This is a genomic window from Bacillus sp. Cr_A10 (genome assembly GCF_029222665.1).
In the GTDB taxonomy this organism is placed as follows: Bacteria; Bacillota; Bacilli; order Bacillales_A; family Planococcaceae; genus Psychrobacillus.
In genome coordinates this window covers 212,897-231,885 of record NZ_JARHXR010000002.1, presented here as the reverse complement: position 1 = coordinate 231,885, position 18,989 = coordinate 212,897, and the positions used below count along the sequence as shown (strand labels likewise).

The window sequence follows — 18,989 nt, the reverse complement described above, 5'->3', positions numbered from 1 at the left end:
CCCCCGTTAATTTCTTTTAGTTATATTATAACAGAAAAAAAGAAGCTTTCATCTCAAGCTTCTTTAGGCAATGATTTATAAGTAGATACATAAGGGGCACTTGTGAAAATCTTTTGCTTATCTGCTACATGGTCAAAATTTAATGGATTTGATTTTTTCCATACTTCAAAACTATTTGATCCAGACCATTCTGTTAAAATAATATACGTGTCAGACTTCAAGGGCTTCAGTACACGAAGAGCGATAAAACCAGGCTCTTTTTCAACTGTTTCAGTTAATTTGGTATACTGATATTCAAATATAGGACGTCCTTCATCGGAAAGAGGTATGTGTTGCAAAACGAAATACCCTTTTTCGGAAAACCTACCATAAGACTCTAGAATTTCATATTTACGTGGTACTTGGAAAACAGACTTGCCAGAAGTTTCATGAATCAGAACAGAGTTACCGACACCATGTAAAAGAAACAAATCTTCTTTTGGATGCTTCTTTTTAATTGAATCCATAAATTCGGGTGTTCCAGATGTTATATAAAAGTTCATATAATTAACCTCCACTTTCTTTATTGGTAATACTTTTCCCCTTAAAGTCAAATTAAAAACTCTATTTCAAAATAAAGACTGGAAATGCAGGACAAATTTATGACAATTACATTATATTTATATACAATAAGCAAGAGAACGTCTATAGTTGAGACGTATATTGAACAGGGTACAGTTATATAGAAGAAAGGTAGGAAAAGGGAATGTCAACTTTTAATGATACAATACTACGTGCAGCTCGTGGAGAAGCAGTAGATCACACACCAGTATGGTATATGAGGCAGGCTGGCCGTTCACAACCAGAGTATAGAAAAATTAAAGAAAAATACTCGTTAGAACAGATTACGCATGAGCCTGAGTTATGTGCCTATGTAACACGTCTTCCAGTAGAAAATTACAATGTGGATGCAGCTATACTATATAAAGATATCGTAACTCCTCTAACTGGAATTGGAGTAGATGTAAAAATAAAAGCGGGTGTTGGCCCTGTCATTTCGAATCCGATTCGAACTGTGCAAGATGTGTATAATCTTGGGGACCTATCACCAGAAGATGATGTACCTTTTGTTTTAGAAACGATTAAACTTCTAACAACGGAACAATTGAATGTTCCACTAATCGGATTTGCAGGTGCACCTTTTACATTGGCAAGTTACATGATTGAAGGTGGCCCTTCGAAAAGTTATAACAAAACGAAAGCATTTATGGTTTCTGAATCTCAAGCATGGTTTGCTCTAATGGACAAGCTAGCTGATATGATCATTGTTTATATAAAAGCACAAGTCAAAGCCGGAGCTAAAATGATACAAATTTTTGACTCTTGGGTTGGAGCTTTAAACGTAGCAGATTATCGTATTTTCATTAAACCAGTAATGACACGTATTTTCAATGAGCTTCGTGAGACAGGTGTTCCTTTAATAACGTTTGGTGTTGGAGCTAGTCACTTAGCAATGGAATGGCATGATTTGTCGGTGGATGTAGTCGGAATCGACTGGCGTTTATCTATTGAGGAAGCGCGTGCTAAAGGATTAACAAAAACGCTTATGGGGAACCTAGATCCTTCTTATCTGATTGGTAATTGGGAAGAAATCGAAAAACGTGCAAAAGTTATTGTAGAACAAGGAGTAGCAAATCCAGGACATATCTTTAATCTTGGACATGGTGTATTTCCAGAGGTAGATCCGGACACGCTGAAGCGCTTAACGACTTTAGTACATGAATATAGTAAAGAATTGATTGCAGCAAAATCTAACTAAACTATCTTGAGGTGATACGAATGAAAAAAACAATGGGATTACTAGTAATGGCATATGGAACACCATATGAGGAAGCAGATATAGAACGCTACTATACACATATCCGTCATGGACGTAAACCAAGTGAAGAGCAATTGGCCGATTTAACTGGTCGCTACAAAGCAATCGGAGGAATTTCTCCACTTGCTAAAATTACAGAAAACCAAGCGAAAGGTCTTTGTAAACGTTTAAATGAAATTCAAGATGAAATTGAATTTAAATTATACATTGGATTAAAGCATATTGAACCTTACTTAGAAGATGCAGTGGCTGAAATGCACAAAGACGGTATTACAGAAGCAGTTTCCATGGTATTGGCTCCTCACTTCTCAACATTCTCGATTAAATCGTATAACGGTCGAATTAAAGAAGAGGCAGAAAAACTTGGCAACTTAAAAATTACATCCGTTGAAAGCTGGTATGACGAGCCTAAATTCATTCAATATTGGACCGAAAAAGTTGGCGAAGCATTTGCGGCGATGTCTGAAGAGCAACGTGAGAAAGCTTGCTTAATCGTTTCAGCGCATTCTCTACCAGAAAAAATTAAAGAGCTAGGCGATCCATACCCAGAACAATTGAAAGAAACTGCTGACTTAATCGCAAAAGCAGCTGGCGTGAAAAACTATGCTGTTGGCTGGCAAAGTGCGGGACAAACTCCAGAACCATGGATTGGTCCAGATGTACAAGACTTAACACGTGAATTACATGAAGAAAAAGGCTTCACAACATTCGTTTACACTCCAGTTGGATTTGTAGCAGAGCACTTAGAAGTGCTATACGATAATGACTACGAATGTAAAGTAGTTTGTGACGAAATCGGCGCAACCTATGTTCGTCCAGCTATGCCAAATGCACAACCTCTTTTCATCGATGCAATGGCAGACGTCGTATTAAAACACTTAAAAGCTTAATCATAGAAAGCAAACCTCTAGCATAGTTCTCGCTAGAGGTTTTTTTATTGTTCGAAAAAAAGTATCTCAGAAAATCTCTAGGAATCTCAGAAAATTCCTGGAGTATCTCAGAAAATCTTGGAGTATCTCAGAAAATCTCGGAGTATCTCAGAAAACCTCGAGTATCTCAGAAAATCTCTGGGAATCTCAGAAAATCCCGGGTGTATTTCAGAAAATCTCGAGGGATCTCAGAAAATCGCGTGAGTATCTCAGAAAATCTATGAGTATCTCAGAAAATCTTGGGGTATCTCAGAAAATCCCAATTTTCTTCCGATATACTGTTTTTCTTCCTTGATTGATGCTCTGTAAATTGCACTTCTTCAACATATAGTATGCTTCATGTGAAGAAGATAAACCGAAAAAGTCTTTGCATTCGGCAGTGGTGATAGAATCTTTGATTAATAAAAAATAATCATCCATATTATGTGCAATAGGATTACGATCAACAGCTTTACAATTGGTGCATTTCCATGTTTTATTAGTTATTTTACATAAGGATTTCCCACAGTTTTTGCATAGCAATCCTCTAATGAGAGTTCCAGGATGTATATTCCATCTTTCACAAAGAGGTTTTTGTTGAAAGGTACTACTGCGTCTCAATTGAATTGTCTTTATCATTTCCTCAAATCGAGAAGTGTTTATGTGGTCCTCTTTATTATTAAGATTTTGAATATAAAGAGGAAGATTTTTACGAAAGAAAATCGGCTCGTCTGGGGGTACATTTTCTAATATGACACGATTAGAAGAATAAACAATTGCTTTAAATATAGGGAGAGGCAATTGCATTTGCCCAATAGCGTGTATATGTCTATTGATTTGCGTGATTGGGCATTCGAAGGGTGTTCTTACTCCATCCAGGTTCCGTATAACCTGTCCTTTATGTGGTTGAAAAGTAATCGTTCCAACCATATTTTTCACTTCAATAATGAGTAAGTATTTTTTGGTAACAATAAGCGTATCTAACTGAATGTAAAGATAATCATGGATTTTCAACTGAAGGTCAGTAAAAATGTACAGGTCTTTTGGGAAACTTACTTCCAAAATACTGCGGTCTACTAGTTGTTCTCCAGCAAAACCTGCTTCTATTTTATTTAATTGTTCACATATTTCATTTGTCTTTGGATGTGAGGTGTGAAGTCTAATGAGAAGTCGATTTGATGCTATGTGGGATTGCGGAGGATTTCGAGAAATAATTGTTATCAGCCCCTTTTCATAATTCTAACAGAGGGATAAATTATCTCCTAATTGCGACTATTCCATTTTTGATTGATTTTTCGATGTATTTCAATCTTTTTTCACAGATTTCGGCTAGAATGGTTAAAAAGGAGGCGAATTCTTGAGAAAAATAATAGGTTTATTCTTTTTATGTGGAATGCTGTCAGCCTGTTCAGATAAAACATTTCCACCCATTGATTCGTCTACGGATTTTGTAGCAAGCTTAAACACATTGGAGCCATCCATTCAATTTATTTCAAAAAATCTAAAATTAATAGAAACTTGGGAGTTGGATAAGCCATATACGGGATTTACACATGTCTCAGATGATTACATATTTTTGTATGGTTACACATTAGAAGAAGCAGAACTTTTTCAAATTTCTACGGGAAAACTTATTGCAACTTACCCTGTCCATGAAGGAGCTACCTTTGCATATGCAGTTAAAGAAACTATATATGTTGCAAATGGGAAGGAAAATACGGTTACTTCATATGATGTAAAAGGGAGTGAAATTGCTAAAGCTGATACTGGTCGATATCCGATGTCGATGATTGCAGATCATAACAATTTGTACGTTATTAATTTCAAAGACACGATATTGTCTGTCTACAATATAAATGATTTAAAATTAGTTACTACTTGGGAAATACCTACATCCTCCCACGGTCTACATTTGGTTGATAACGAGCTTTGGGTTGGTGGACATGGTGCAGGAAGCCAGGCAAATAAAGTTATTAGCAAGTACAATATACAGAGCGGAGAACTGCAGGGAGAAATGGAAGCACCAATGATGCCTATAGATTTTGCGGATGCGTCTGATGGATTCGTTTATGCTGTTAGTCATGGTAATAATTATGTTTATAAATTCACTAAAGGAGGAGAACTGGTTTCTTCAATTAAAGTTGGAGCCAATCCTTTCTCCATTACATCTTTTGGCGAAAGCCTTGTAGTAGCAGGTTATGACGATCATCAAGTTTACTTCTTACAAAATGGAGAAGTAATAAAGAAGGTTTCAGTTGGTAAAGGGCCTTTTCAACTGATTAAGAGGGAGGCAAGTAAATGACGACTATATTAGTTGTAGATGACGAACAGGATATGCGAAAACTAGTTGAAATGCATTTACAAAAGGCTGGCCTCCAAGTAATCCAAGCTGAAAACGGGAATCAAGCAATCGAACTTCTACAAAGTACAGAAATCGATCTTATTCTCTTAGATGTTATGATGCCTGAAAAGGATGGGTTTGCTGTTTGTGAAGAGATTCGTCAGTTTTCTGAAGTTCCTATTATTTTCTTAACAGCGCTTGATGCAAAGAGCGATTTAGTAAAAGGACTACAGCTTGGTGGAGATGATTATGTTGTAAAGCCATTCACGGCAATGGAGTTAACTGCTAGAATCAATGCAATACTTAGAAGAACTGGATATTCCTCGAATAATGATATTATAACAAAGGGAATATTAGTAAATGACATTGTGGGGAGACAACTCAAGAGAGATGGTTTTAAAATTGTCCTTACTTTGAAAGAATATGAACTCATCTATTTATTCATGGAGAATGAAGGAAAAGTTTTCTCTAGGGAGCAGTTGCTAGAATTGCTTTGGGGTATACAGTATGAAGGTGGTACACGCACTGTTGATACGCATATAAAAACGCTTCGTCTGAAACTCGGTGAAGTTGCTGGGAAATACATTGATACAGTTTGGGGAATAGGATATCGTTTTGAGGTTAAAGAATGAAAAAGTTATCCTTTAAAATTTGGATGCTGTTGCTTGTCTTTATTGCTACTACCATTGTTTTCTTAGTCGTATTTACAAATTTTTTATATGAGGAGCTGTATGTGCAATATACGGAGAACTCTATGAAAGAGGTTGCAGAAAATTTACATCGTACATATGATGGTGGAGTTGTCTCAGACGAATTTATTAAACAAACAGAAGAGTATAATCGTTTTTCGAATATAGAAGCTTTTACTGTTCGAAATCCGAGGGAATTGAGTGCATGCGTTCCTTTCGATATCGATTATGAAAGTTTAATAGGAGCAGAGGAAAGAGCAGAACTGCTTGCCGGTAATTCAGTTACGAAAAGAGGGTTTGAAAGTAGATTTGATCGAGAAGTTGTATCGGTTATTTACCCTCTTGTCGATGAAAATCGGTTAGAAGGAATTATTTATTTATATGTACCATTAACAAAAATAACCGAAATGGCTTCTAAAGATGTTGTCTTTTTAATTGGGATTGTTTCTTTACTGTTAATAGGAATGGCTTATATTAGCCTAAAAAGTCTACAGAAAGTGTTAACACCATTGGCAAGGTTAAAAGAAGCAGCTCTTTCGATGGCAGGCGGAAATTATACTACTCGAGTGAATGTGGAGTCTCAAGATGAGATTGGTGAGCTCGCTCAAACCTTTAACCAAATGGCAGCTTCTATACAGGAGGAAGATGAAAAAAAACGAGATTTCCTTTCAATTGTTTCGCATGAATTAAGAACACCAATTAGTTATATAAAAGGTTATGGAGAGGCTTTTGAACAAAAGCTTATACCAGAAGAGAAACAAGAAGAAATTTATAAACTAATCGTTCGAGAGGCAGATCGCATGCAAAAGTTAACGAATGATTTGCTAACCGTTGCTAGAGCAGAAAACGATGAAGATGTCGAGACTGGACCGATTGTTTTAGCGGAAGCCATTCGTGAAGTAATTCAGCTCGTACAATCTAACGCTTATGAAAAAGAAATATCATTTATTGTAACGGTTGATGAAGATACCATATTAAATGTGGATGAACCGAAAACAAAGCAAATATTGATAAATGTTTTGGAAAATGCGATTCACTATTCGCCAAACCGGTCCAGTATAAGCATTAGCAATAAAACGACAAAAAAGGATACGACAATTGAAATAAAGGATGAAGGATGTGGTATGGAAAAAGAGCATTTAGCTCATATTACGGAGCGTTTTTACCGCGTGAATAAAGCAAGAAGTCGTTCAGACGGGGGCACAGGATTAGGACTTTCCATTGCCTCCCAATTAGTTGCTATTCAAAAAGGAAAGCTAGAATTTACTAGTGAAGTTGGAAAAGGAACGACTGTATACATTACATTACCTATTTGGGAGGATTCATTCGAATGAAAAATATTTTAGCTATACTTGCATTAGTAACTTTAACGTTAGTAGGTTGTTCTTCTAAAGATACAACACATGACGAAGGTTCACATAATGAAGGTACTTTAGAAGAGGTTGTAGTAGATATTCAAACAGAAGAGACATTACCTGTTGGAGAGGAAATCACACTTTCAGCAAAAGTTACTCAAGGCGAGGAAGCTGTTAACGATGCGGATAAAGTGGAGTTTGAAGTATGGGAGTCTGGGATGCGCGACCAAAGTGAAATGTTAGAAGGTACTTTCACGAAAGACGGTGTTTACGAAGCTAATTATACTTTTGATCATGATGGTGTCTATTATATGTTTGCCCATACAACAGCACGTGGCCTTCATGTTATGCCGAAACAAGAATTAAAGGTCGGAAATCCTGACATGAGTAAAGTGAAACCAGACGACAGTGATGATTCTATGCATCACGAATAAATACTTGCTAAAAAAACAAAATGAGTGTATTATATTGACTAGATGACCGATTTGGTTTTCTAGTCATTTTTTTCTTTAGGGGTGAAATCGATGGATCGGAAGCAGGAAATACTAACAGCAGCAACGAAATCTTTTTCGCTTTTCGGTTATAAAGCTACAACAATGGATCAAATCGCCAAAATTGCAAACGTTGGGAAAGGAACTATTTATACATTTTTCGAAAACAAAGAAGTCCTTTTTCAAGAAATTGTCCTTCAAATGATAGCTGAAATGAAACATGAGGCTACGAAAGCGATTAAAGAGGATGGTTCGTTTCAGAAAAATGCTCACGCGGCATTGATGAAGATGTTGGAGTTTAGAGAAACACATCAGCTATTTGTAAAAATAATAGATGAAGAAAAAGAATTACGAACACCTACCGTTCAACAAGTAGTCCAACAAGTGGAACAAGCAATAGTTTCGTTTGTGAAAGAAAAGATTGATAAATATATAGAAAGAGGAGAAATTCGACAAGTTAATAGTGAACTTGTAGCATATTTACTATTAAAAACGTATCTTGCTCTAGTGAATGATTGGAACATAACTCATGACCAATCTTTATCGGAAGATGAAATTTCAACTATTATTCAAGATACTTTCTTTCGTAGTCTCTTAAATTGAGACTCCTTTTTTTGAAGAAAAATGACTGAATGAACATTTTAGTCAATTAGTTTTGGAGGGAAAAAAATGATAAAAGCAGAATGGAAAGCAATCTTTAAAAACCGGAAAGTATTGGTTTCAATTATTGCGGTGTTATTTATACCAGTTTTGTATGCGGGCATGTTTTTATGGGCATTTTGGGATCCTTATGCAAAATTGAGCGATCTACCAGTGGCTATTATCAATAGCGATGAAGGGGTAGATTATAACGGGACGAAACTGGCTCTAGGAGAAACATTAACGGATAAACTGATAGATAGTGAACAATTTAATTTTGAATCTGTCTCCAAGAAGGAAGCAGAACAAGGATTATTAGATCAAGATTATTATTTACTAATTGAAATACCAAGTAATTTTTCACAGCATGCAACAACATTATTAGAGGAACAACCAGAAAAAATGGTTATTACGTATAAAGCGAATGAAGGATATAACTTTTTAGCATCACAAATTGGTAACTCTGCAATGGAACAAATTCGTGCACAAGTGAATGAAGAAGTTACGACTACTTATGCGGAGCAACTTTTTTCTTCTATTAACAAACTTGGTGATGGATTCGCTGAAGCATCAGACGGTGCAGGTCAAATAAAAGACGGTGCATCTGAACTTAACGATGGAGCAAGTGATTTAAAAGGTTATTTAGAGCAACTTGCAAGCAGTACAATAGAGCTTCGTGACGGAACTACTACAGTTAATTCAGGAATACAAACTGCTGCCGAAGGTTCTACCCAATTAAATACTGGTCTCTCTCAATTGTCTGATGGCTCAACACAACTTACAGATGGGGCAAGTCAAGCTGCAACAGGAGCTGGGTCATTACAAACAGGTATTCAGCAGTACACAGAAGGAGTAGCAAAGCTAAATGAAAGTTATCAATTATTAAGTGAGAAAGACAAAACTTTGTTAGCATCATTAGCCCAACTACAAAATAGTTCTGCAAATTTAAATGATAGTGCTACCCAATTAGCACAAGGGTCGACAAATGTAACAGCTGGGATACAAGCATTATCCAAACAACTGGAACAACTAAGTGCCGCATTACCAGAAGAACAGGCAACTGCATTAAAGGAATCACTGAAACAGCTGGAGACTGGTAGTTCAACTGTATCAGCAGGGTTAGAAAAATTAACTAGTGGTACAGCCGCTTTGGAGAGTGGAACAGCTAAAGTGCATGATGGAGCTGAACAACTAAGTGCTGGTTATTCACAGGCACAACAAGGTATATCAAAACTAAATGATTCTTCTTCTGCATTAGTAGAAGGCTCAACTAGTCTATCCACAGGTACAAGTACGTTAGCAGCAAAAATGAAAGAGCTTCAATCCGGAATACAACAAGCTTATACTGGTTCAAATAGTTTGGTTAGTGGCTTAAATCAATTAGCAGCTGGGTCCACACAACTACAAACTGGAACCGGAACACTTGCAGAAAAATCTGGTGAACTAGCAGCTGGCTCTACAAAACTAGCAGATGGAACAAAAGCTTTGGTAGATGGTACAAATACACTGCAATCTAGCCTTAAAGACGCTAGTAAAGAAGTGGGAGACGTAAGTGCCACAGATGATACATTCAATATGGTTGCCGCTCCTGTTGAAGTAAAAACAGAAGAAGTGAATGCAGTTCCAAACTATGGAACAGGATTTACACCATATTTCTTATCACTTGGTTTATTTGTTGGTGCGTTACTAATCTCCATTGTATTCCCATTCGTACAACCTGCTATTACGCCTTCTAGTGGAGCGAAATGGTTTACAAGTAAGGTTACCGTTCTTGCCGCTGTTGGAATTATCCAATCGCTTATTGTTGTTCTAATTGCATTATTTGCATTAAAACTAGAAACTCAAAGCATAGGGATGTTCATTTTAACTGCAATCATCACTAGCTTTACTTTCTTAGCGATGATTCAATTGTTCGTTTCTGTATTCAGTGATCCAGGAAGATTTTTAGCGATAATTGTGTTAATTCTTCAGTTAACAACAAGCGCTGGAACATTCCCATTAGAGTTACTTCCTGAGCCATTACAATTTTTCAACAAATTATTACCAATGACTTATTCAGTTCAAGCATTTAAAGCGTCTATTTCTTCAGGCGATGTTAGTCAAATTTGGTTTAATAATAGTGTGTTAATTGGTTTCATGGTTGCTTGCTTGGCATTAACATTTGGTTATTTCATGTTATTGTTTTCAAAACGACATTCCAAACAAACAGCTAAAGCATAATATTCAATGCCTATCCAACATAAGGATAGGTATTTTTTATATATGATAAATATCTGAAGCTTACCCCTCGCTTTTTGACCGAACCCCATTGATTTCCGTTCCAGACAGACGCTTTCCGCCGGCATGGCTTCAGCCGCTTCCCTCGCTAAGCTCAGTCCAGGGTCTTCAGCTCATGTTATTCCGGCTGGAGTAGCCGCCTTCCACTTCAATCAACTATTATCCGCTTTTCAATAAAAAAACATTATGCCATTAATTGAGTTTTTATCACTTAGATTTTTACAATTAGTATTTATAGAAAATCGTTGGAAAAGGCGACAATCTTGCGGGAATAGCGTTTGTCGAAGACCCCGCATTGAGGGGAAGGCAATCTAAGTTCGCCGCATCCTGCTCCTGCGCAAAGTTCGCCACATCCTGCTCCTGCGCAAAGCTCGTCGCAAAAGAACTTTTGCGGCAACGATTGCATGACCAACATCGTGTTGGCCTAGGAGGCTAAGACAACGCCCGCGGAAAGGAAGCCGTTTCAACGATTTTCTTATTTTTTGCACGAAAAAAAGCCAGCTAGAATGGGGAATAATCTAGCTGGCATTTCAAAAAAATTAAATGGAATTACAATTATCACATTGATTACCATAGCACTCATGCTGCTCTTCAATTGTTTCACCGCATGTAGCACATTTTTTCTCAGGCAGGTTACGGAAAAATTCAATTACGTTTTCTAACATAGTTGTTCCACCTCCATCTGTTATATAACTGTTTAAGTTAAATTGATTGTAATATAACACGGAATCATTTGTCAACACATTCTGCAGTTTTTTGTTAAAATAGGTCTAAAGGAGAGATGATCATGTATTTTATTGATAATAAAGGAATAACAGACCCACGAATTAACCTTGCAATTGAAGAGTATGCTTTAAAAACAATGGATGTTGAAAAGGATTCTTTTCTTCTGTTTTACATAAATCAGCCTTCCATTATCATTGGGAGAAATCAAAATACAGTGGAAGAAATTAATACAGACTTTGTAGAGAAAAATGGAATTATACCTGTTCGCAGACTTTCGGGTGGAGGTGCAGTGTATCATGACCTAGGGAATCTAAACTATAGTTTTTTAACAAAAGATGACGGGGATAGCTTCCGCAATTTTAAAAAATTTACACAACCAGTTATAGATGCACTTGGTAAAATGGGTGTGACTGCTGAGCTTTCTGGAAGAAATGATATTTTGGCAGAAGGAAAAAAAATATCTGGTAATGCACAATATTCTACGCGTGGAAGAATGTTCAGCCATGGTACTTTAATGTTCGATACAGAAATTGATGCAGTTGTATCTGCGTTAAAGGTAAGTAAAGAAAAAATTGAGTCTAAAGGAATCAAATCAATTCGTAGCCGCGTAACAAACATTTCTGATTTAATGGAAAACACGATGACAATTGAACAGTTTCGCTCAGAAATTCTTGCCTCTATTTTTGGTGGAGCAGAGAATGTACAATATTGGGAACTTACAGAAGAAGATTGGAAAAACATTCATAAGCTTTCAGAAGAACGCTATCAACAATGGGATTGGAATTACGGTAAATCACCTAAATTTAATATAAAACACTCCCACCGTTTCCCAACAGGAGGAGTCGACGTTCGATTAGAAGTAAATAAAGGTATTATGGAAGAAGTGAAAATCTATGGTGATTTCTTTGGTGTCGGTGATATGGAAGAAGTAGAAAAACTATTAGTCGGTAAACTATATAGTAAACAAGCTATAGAAGAGGCACTTGAACCAATCGACGTTCCAAAGTACTTTGGCGGTATTTCAAAAGAAGAATTAGTACAGCTTATCTATTAATAATATTTGAAGAGTCTAACATATTAAGTATGTTAGGCTTTTTTACATTTTAAAATTGGCTTACTTCATCATATGAAAGATAACTACACTAATCTATGGCATTCGCACTGGCAACGCAAACGCATTAATTTTTTTAATTAGTATTTATTGAAAGTCGTTGAAAAAGGCGACACTCCTGCGGGAATAGCGTTAGCCGAAGACCCCGCAATTGAGGGGAAGGCAATCTAAGTTCGCAGCATCCTGCTCCTGCGCAAAGCTCGTCGCAAAAGAACTTTTGCGGCAACGATTGCATGACCAACATCGTGTTGGCCAAGGAGGCTAAGGCAACGCCCGCGGAAAGGGAGCCGTTTCAATGATTTTCTTATTTATCGGACAACATTATTTAGTAAAGTCAAATTCTATAACTGTTAAAAACCATCATTTTTAGTTATCAGAGCATACATTTTAAATTGGAATTTATACAATTTAATTACAGTCTAGTCTTCAAGCTCGCTGTCGCTTTTCTTTATGATATGATAGAGGGAGATTGCTTGTTGAGGAGGATTCAAGTGACGGAACATCGTGTTTTAGTAGTAGAGGATGATCGTAAAATCGCTGCATTACTTGCAGATACTTTACGTAAATATCATTATGAGGTACATACCATTCAAGATTTCGACAACATTATCGAGGAGTTTCAAATTTTTGATCCTCATCTTATATTATTAGACGTAAATTTACCTTCATATGATGGGTATTATTGGTGCCGACAGCTTCGCCAATATACAACTTGCCCGATAATTTTTGTTTCCGCAAGATCAGGGGAAATGGATCAAGTGTTTGCACTTGAAAATGGAGGAGATGATTTTATAACGAAACCTTTTCATTATGAAATCGTCCTTGCGAAAATACGTAGTCATTTAAGAAGAACTTATGGTGAATATGCAGCGAAGCAGGAAGAGCGAATTGTAAAAGTAGGAAAGTTGCAGCTATTTTTAGAAAGAATGGAATTGCATACTCCTTCTGAAGAAATACCTTTGCAAAAGAAGGAATGTACGATATTAGATTTGCTTATGAGAAGTTATCCAAAACTTGTAACAAGAGAAAAATTGCTTGAGGATTTATGGGATGACCAATCGTTTGTTGATGAAAACACCTTAAATGTTAATATGACTCGAGTTCGGAAAAAGCTTGCTGATTACAAGGTAACATCGACAATTGAAACGGTTCGAGGAGCGGGCTATCGATTGATAGTTAGTCCGGAGGAATCTTAAGATGTTTCGTTTATTTATGCGTGAACATTTAATCTTTCTAATCTTTCAGTTTTTATTAGTATTATTTATTATGCTCTTATATTGGCTAGATGGCTTTCGTAACGTAGATACAGCAATCTATTCAATTGTTATTAGTAGTATATTGACGATTACCTTTTTAGGGACATTATTTGTTAAAAAATATTCTTTTTATAAAAAGATTCTTTCTGTACCAACAAAGATTGAGGTTGTACTCCAAAAAGAAGCCCAATCCCCAGAGATTAAACAGGTGGAATTGTATTTGCAGCATATTTACCGATTGTATCAAAAAGAAGTGCAACTATTATATGCAAGGCAAAATAGGCATTTGCAATTTATGAATAGTTGGGTTCATCAGATGAAAACTCCTATTTCTGTTTTAGAACTTATGATACAGGAAAAAGAAGTGATAGATTCATTAAGTGTGTCGGAAGAAACAGATCGACTAAAAAGAGGGTTAGAGGCTGTTTTGATGAATGCAAGGCTTGATACTTTCGAAGAGGATATGCAAATAGAACAAGTTGATTTAAAACAATTAGTTACGCAAGTTGTGACAGAGAATAAACGCTTATTCATTGGTAATCATGTGTTTCCTGTCATTTCAATTGAGGAAAATTGTATGATTACGACGGATAGAAAATGGATTCATTTTGTTATTGCTCAGTTTTTGACGAACGCAGTGAAGTATACATTTGAGAAAAATAAGAAGGTATATTTTGAAACGACCAAAAAAGACCATAAGATTATATTCTCCGTTCGGGATGAAGGGATTGGAATACCGGCTTCAGATATAAAAAGGGTGACAAAAGCATTTTTTACTGGAGAAAATGGGAGAAAAACAGGCGAATCTACTGGAATGGGCTTATACTTGGCCCAAGAAATTTGCAATCGTTTAGGGCATGAAATGATAATATCTACTGCAGTAGGAGAAGGAACGACTGTCTCTATCATGTTTAAACAGCAGGAACAAGAAGAACGGAGCGAGAATGATGTCGATATTATTACTGGAAGAAGTGACGAAAGTCTATGAAGGAAAGGTAGCCCATCTTGCTATCAATCAATTGAGTTTTGAAGTAGAAAAAGGAGAATTCCTTGCCGTAATGGGCCCTTCTGGTAGTGGGAAAACTACATTGCTGAATATTATCTCTACAATCGACCGTCCAACTTCAGGAAACATTTTAATCGATGGAACAGATCCTCTTCAACTTGCAAAGAATGATTTATCACTATTTAGAAGAAGACAGCTTGGTTTTGTATTTCAAGACTTTAATTTGCTTCCAGCATTAACAGTGGAAGAAAATATGGTTTTACCTTTAACGCTTGACGGACAACCTGTTGAAGTGATGAAACAGAGGGTAGAGGAAATTGCGAAGCATTTAGACTTATCAGCGATATTAGAAAAAAGACCAACCGAAATTTCAGGAGGACAAGCTCAGAGAACTGCTATTGGACGTGCTCTCATACATGAACCTGGCATCATCCTAGCAGATGAGCCGACTGGAAATTTAGATTCAAAATCAGCAAAGGACGTACTGGAAATACTCACACAAGTAAATAAAAAAAGTAAAACAACGATTATCATGGTAACACATGATCCAATAGCAGCAAGTTATTGTGATCGTGTTTTATTTATAAAAGACGGAGAATATTTTAACGAAATATATAAAGATGACCGAAGACAAACATTTTTCCAGCGCATACTAAATATTTTGTCTTTATTGGGTGGAAATGTAAATGACCTTTCAACAATTCGCTTATCATAATGTAATTCGAAATAGTCGTGTGTATGCTGCCTTCTTTATGGCAAGTATTTTCTCCGTAATGGTGTTTTTTATTTATTCCATGTTGATGTTTCATCCGAATATTGAGGATAAATTCTTAAGAGATATTGCATTTGGTGGAATGCTTATTGCAGAAATTATCCTCATTATTTTTACATTGTTCTTTTTGTTTTATTCGATGAGTGCCTTCCTACAGGCTAGATCTAAAGAGTTCGGGCTATTATTAAATTTAGGTATGGAAAAATCACAATTAAATCGTTTGGTTTTCTTAGAAACAATGATTCTAGGAGCTATATCTATAACGGTGGGGATTTTTTGGGGTTTTGCCTTTTCTAAGTTTTTCTTTATGGTTATTCGAGAATTGTTTCTTTTAGATAGTCTACCTCTTTATTTATCTTGGAAGCCATTTACGCTAACAATCGTTGTTTTTTTATCCTTATTTATCATTATTTCGATCAGCGGTGTTGTTTTCATTCGTAAAAAAGAAATTATTCAATTGCTTAAAGGATATTGGAAAGCTGATGAGCAAGTAGCGTATGCAAAGTGGAAAGCGATTTTGGGATTAGTTTTGCTGCTTACTGCCTATAGTCTAGTTCTACTTTCTCTCTTTAAGATGACCTTTTGGATTACGTTTGTCATCATTATCCTTGCAATTGTAGGTACTTACTTGTTTTTCACTGATAGTATGTTGTATATAATAAACCAAATTCGCAAAAGAAAATCCTTTTACTGGCGTCCTTTTCATTTAATTGTTTTTGCGGATGGATCGATTAAAATTCGAGAAAATGCACGTATGTTTTTTGTCGTAACAATCGTATCAACTATCGCTTTTTTGTCAGTGGGAGTTGTTACATCTTTTACTTCCTTTACTGCACAATATCGTGAATTAAATCCGATTAGTATTTTTTACTCCAGTGATTGGGATAATCCTTTTGAGAAAGAACATATTATGAAGCTATCCCAAGAGCTTCAAAGAGAAAATTTATCGTATGAGCTAGTGAAATTTAATGTAAAAGAGCAAACTTCTTCCAGTTCACAAGAAGTAGTGAATGTGATAAAAGAATCAGAAGTAAATAGCTTGGCGCTTTCATTAAAAATACCTTTAGTTGATTTGACTCAAGGGGAAGCGATATTAGTACCAAACACTCAGGAGGACATAGGAAATCTTAGCCCCCAAGAGGAACAAACTGTGTTAGAAGAGAGCAGTGTACCTATTCATATAATAGGGGAATTCGAACATTATATATTCCCTTCATTAGCAATCAATCAGCGAACAATAATTATCAGCGATGAAGATTTTCAGTTAGTGACAGAGCCTCTGTCCGGCTATGGACTGAAAGAATCTAGGACAACCTTTTATGCCTTTCATGTTCCAGAATGGCTAAGAACAAAGGAAGTAGGAGCAGATATTGATAGAATAATGGTGGAGTCAATGGGTACTTCAAAGGTAAATCCAAATCCATTTTATTTTGTTAATCCAGGTTTAAATTATTCCATCATTCGTGCAACATTTTCATTGTTACTGTTTACGGGATTACTTGTAGCAGCAGTATTGTTACTTGCAGCAGGAAGCTTTGTGTATTTTAAATTATATACCGATTTAGAGAGAGATAAGAAACAGTATGAAGTCCTTCGAAGAATGGGTGTAACCGATCATGAACTAGTAAAAATCGTTAATAGACAGTTGATTCCACAATTCTTTTTACCTTGGGGACTCGCCATGGTGCATAGTACATTTTCGTTTATTTACCTACAGGCAGTTTGGGTAGATTTAGCAGCAGTTTCTATCGCGAAAGAAATGCTTTTCGTTTTAGTCGCATTCACTGTGATCCAAGTAGCTTATTTTTACTTAATTCGATGGAGATATATTGCCCATATTCAAGCATATTGACCAGAAAGCATCATGCTACTATGATGCTTTTTTTATATTTGTTGTTCTTTAATTTTTATTGAATTATCAAAACTTTTTTTATATAATAAATTAAGGGATAATGAATGAATATTCATTCAAATTAATGAGGGGGACGAGAATATGAGTTTAGTTTCACGTGTTCAACAAATTGCTACACAGCATCCTGAAAAAATTGCGTATCATTTTATGGGGTCTGATACGACTTATGCGGAATTTGAACATTCGATAGAACGATTTGCTACTGCACTCCGCTCACTAGGAATTGAAAAAGGAGATCATGTTGGTTTTTTACTTGGAAACTCACCACATTTTCTCATTTCTCTTTATGCTACGATGCGGTTAGGGGCAACTGCGGTACCAATCAATCCTATTTATACGCCTGATGAAATCAGTTATATTGTCAAAAATAGTGATGCAAAAGCAATTATTGCATTAGATGCATTACTCCCTTTAGTTGAAAGAGCAGCAGGTATTTTTACTTCTGTTGAAAATTATGTTATTTGTGAGACTCAAGCGGACACAGTAGAGAAACTAGCTACATTACCGGATTCTTTAAAAGCAAAAGTGAAATCGTTTTCATTTTTAATTAAGTCTACTACACCTTATGTTACACCTGTAGAAGTTTCAGAAGAGGATACTGCTGTAATTTTATATACTTCAGGGACAACTGGTCATCCAAAAGGGGCAATGCTTACATATAAAAATATTTATTCTAATGCACGAGATGTAGCGGAGTATTTAAGTATTAATACGGATGACCGTGTCATTACAACTCTTCCTGTATTCCATGTATTTGCGCTTACAGTTGTCGTTAATGCTCCATTATTAGTTGGAGCAACATTATTATTAGTACCTAAATTTAGTCCACAAGATGTATTTAAAATTGCCAAAGAGCATAAGGCAACAATCTTTGCTGGAGTTCCGACAATGTTCAATTTCTTGTATCAATATCCAGAAGGAGATGTAGAAGATTTTTCAACGATTCGTTTAGCAATTTCTGGTGGTTCTTCATTACCAGTTGCATTACTACACAACTTCGAGGAAAAATTTAACGTACGTATTTCAGAAGGCTACGGATTATCGGAGGCTTCCCCAGTAACATGCTTCAATCCGATTGACCGTGAACGTAAACCAGGATCCATTGGAACAAATATTGTCAATGTGGAGAATAAAGTAGTAAACGAGCTTGGAGAAGAGGTACCTGTTGGAGAAGTAGGTGAACTAATCGTTAGAGGTCCAAACGTTATGAAGGGCTATTATAAAATGCCTGAAGAAACGGAAAACGCTATTCGAAATGGTTGGTTGTATACAGGAGACCTTGCAAGACAAGACGAGGAAGGTTACTTCTACATTGTCGATCGTAAGAAAGATATGATTATAGTAGGAGGATACAATGTTTACCCACGTGAAGTGGAGGAAGTTTTGTTTGGACATCCAGGTATTGTGGAAGCTGCTGTAGTTGGTATTCCTGACCTTAACTTTGGGGAAGAGGTATTGGCATTTGTTGTGAAAAAAGATACGTCTTTAACTGAAGAGCAGCTATATGAATATTGTACTGAAAAGCTTGCGAAGTACAAAATACCTAAGAAGTTTGAGTTTTTAGAGGAACTTCCAAAAAATACGACAGGTAAAATATTACGTCGTTCATTAAAAGAACAAACTGTTCAATAGAATAATTAACTGCTCC

Annotated in this window: 17 protein-coding genes; 14 read left to right on the top strand and 3 right to left on the bottom strand. The window is 36.1% G+C overall.

The window, feature by feature from the left end:
* Positions 1-53: 53 nt before the first annotated feature.
* The gene (locus tag P2Q73_RS01885) at positions 54-542 is read right to left on the bottom strand and encodes an antibiotic biosynthesis monooxygenase family protein (RefSeq protein ID WP_275783322.1); all 489 of its coding nucleotides are present in this window, start codon (positions 540-542) and stop codon (positions 54-56) included.
* Positions 543-745: 203 nt separating this feature from the next.
* Here P2Q73_RS01885 and hemE point away from each other — a divergent pair, with 203 nt between their 5' ends.
* A complete protein-coding gene (gene hemE / locus P2Q73_RS01880) occupies positions 746-1,798 on the top strand; it encodes a uroporphyrinogen decarboxylase (RefSeq protein ID WP_053588347.1) in 1,053 nt (350 codons plus the stop codon).
* Positions 1,799-1,818: 20 nt separating this feature from the next.
* Positions 1,819-2,748: a ferrochelatase gene (hemH, locus tag P2Q73_RS01875; protein WP_275783318.1), complete on the top strand. Its 930-nt coding sequence runs from the start codon at positions 1,819-1,821 to the stop codon at positions 2,746-2,748.
* Positions 2,749-3,036: 288 nt separating this feature from the next.
* On the opposite strand, the gene P2Q73_RS01870 is transcribed toward hemH, so the two are convergent.
* Positions 3,037-3,873, bottom strand: coding sequence for a nuclease-related domain-containing protein (locus P2Q73_RS01870; protein WP_275783461.1), 837 nt, complete (start codon positions 3,871-3,873; stop codon positions 3,037-3,039).
* 250 nt (positions 3,874-4,123) lie between these two features.
* Here P2Q73_RS01870 and P2Q73_RS01865 point away from each other — a divergent pair, with 250 nt between their 5' ends.
* The 6 genes from P2Q73_RS01865 to P2Q73_RS01840 all read left to right on the top strand — a co-directional run bounded on the left by P2Q73_RS01865 (position 4,124) and on the right by P2Q73_RS01840 (position 10,501).
* Positions 4,124-5,068, top strand: coding sequence for a YncE family protein (locus tag P2Q73_RS01865; protein WP_275783315.1), 945 nt, complete (start codon positions 4,124-4,126; stop codon positions 5,066-5,068).
* Positions 5,065-5,739: a response regulator transcription factor gene (locus tag P2Q73_RS01860; protein WP_053588351.1), complete on the top strand. Its 675-nt coding sequence runs from the start codon at positions 5,065-5,067 to the stop codon at positions 5,737-5,739. The genes P2Q73_RS01865 and P2Q73_RS01860 overlap by 4 nt, the downstream gene beginning before the upstream one ends.
* Positions 5,736-7,130, top strand: coding sequence for a sensor histidine kinase (locus P2Q73_RS01855; RefSeq protein ID WP_275783313.1), 1,395 nt, complete (start codon positions 5,736-5,738; stop codon positions 7,128-7,130). Before P2Q73_RS01860 ends, P2Q73_RS01855 begins: the two co-directional genes overlap by 4 nt.
* Positions 7,127-7,585 (top strand): FixH family protein, encoded by a 459-nt coding sequence (locus P2Q73_RS01850; protein ID WP_056832468.1) that lies wholly within the window; start codon positions 7,127-7,129, stop codon positions 7,583-7,585. The genes P2Q73_RS01855 and P2Q73_RS01850 overlap by 4 nt, the downstream gene beginning before the upstream one ends.
* 90 nt (positions 7,586-7,675) lie before the next feature.
* Positions 7,676-8,245 carry a TetR/AcrR family transcriptional regulator gene (locus P2Q73_RS01845; protein ID WP_275783308.1) on the top strand — a complete coding sequence of 190 codons (570 nt, stop codon included), beginning with the start codon at positions 7,676-7,678 and terminating at the stop codon, positions 8,243-8,245.
* Positions 8,246-8,311: 66 nt separating this feature from the next.
* Positions 8,312-10,501 carry a YhgE/Pip domain-containing protein gene (locus P2Q73_RS01840; RefSeq protein ID WP_275783305.1) on the top strand — a complete coding sequence of 730 codons (2,190 nt, stop codon included), beginning with the start codon at positions 8,312-8,314 and terminating at the stop codon, positions 10,499-10,501.
* A 596-nt stretch (positions 10,502-11,097) separates the two neighbouring features.
* On the opposite strand, the gene yhfH is transcribed toward P2Q73_RS01840, so the two are convergent.
* Positions 11,098-11,223: a protein YhfH gene (gene yhfH / locus P2Q73_RS01835; RefSeq protein ID WP_082355136.1), complete on the bottom strand. Its 126-nt coding sequence runs from the start codon at positions 11,221-11,223 to the stop codon at positions 11,098-11,100.
* Between the two features lie 122 nt (positions 11,224-11,345).
* Between yhfH and lplA the strand changes: the two genes are divergently transcribed.
* From lplA to P2Q73_RS01805, 6 genes are all read left to right on the top strand, one after another.
* A complete protein-coding gene (gene lplA / locus P2Q73_RS01830; protein ID WP_056832474.1) occupies positions 11,346-12,338 on the top strand; it encodes a lipoate--protein ligase in 993 nt (330 codons plus the stop codon).
* 548 nt (positions 12,339-12,886) lie between these two features.
* On the top strand, positions 12,887-13,591 hold the full coding sequence (locus P2Q73_RS01825) for a response regulator transcription factor (RefSeq protein ID WP_053588357.1): 705 nt from the start codon (positions 12,887-12,889) through the stop codon (positions 13,589-13,591).
* Between the two features lies 1 nt (position 13,592).
* Positions 13,593-14,639: a sensor histidine kinase gene (locus P2Q73_RS01820; RefSeq protein WP_056832476.1), complete on the top strand. Its 1,047-nt coding sequence runs from the start codon at positions 13,593-13,595 to the stop codon at positions 14,637-14,639.
* On the top strand, positions 14,599-15,372 hold the full coding sequence (locus P2Q73_RS01815; RefSeq protein WP_056832478.1) for an ABC transporter ATP-binding protein: 774 nt from the start codon (positions 14,599-14,601) through the stop codon (positions 15,370-15,372). The genes P2Q73_RS01820 and P2Q73_RS01815 overlap by 41 nt, the downstream gene beginning before the upstream one ends.
* Positions 15,344-17,281 carry an ABC transporter permease gene (locus P2Q73_RS01810; RefSeq protein ID WP_275783298.1) on the top strand — a complete coding sequence of 646 codons (1,938 nt, stop codon included), beginning with the start codon at positions 15,344-15,346 and terminating at the stop codon, positions 17,279-17,281. Before P2Q73_RS01815 ends, P2Q73_RS01810 begins: the two co-directional genes overlap by 29 nt.
* Positions 17,282-17,422: 141 nt before the next feature.
* A complete protein-coding gene (locus P2Q73_RS01805; RefSeq protein ID WP_275783295.1) occupies positions 17,423-18,973 on the top strand; it encodes a fatty acid--CoA ligase family protein in 1,551 nt (516 codons plus the stop codon).
* The last annotated feature ends 16 nt before the right edge of the window (positions 18,974-18,989 follow it).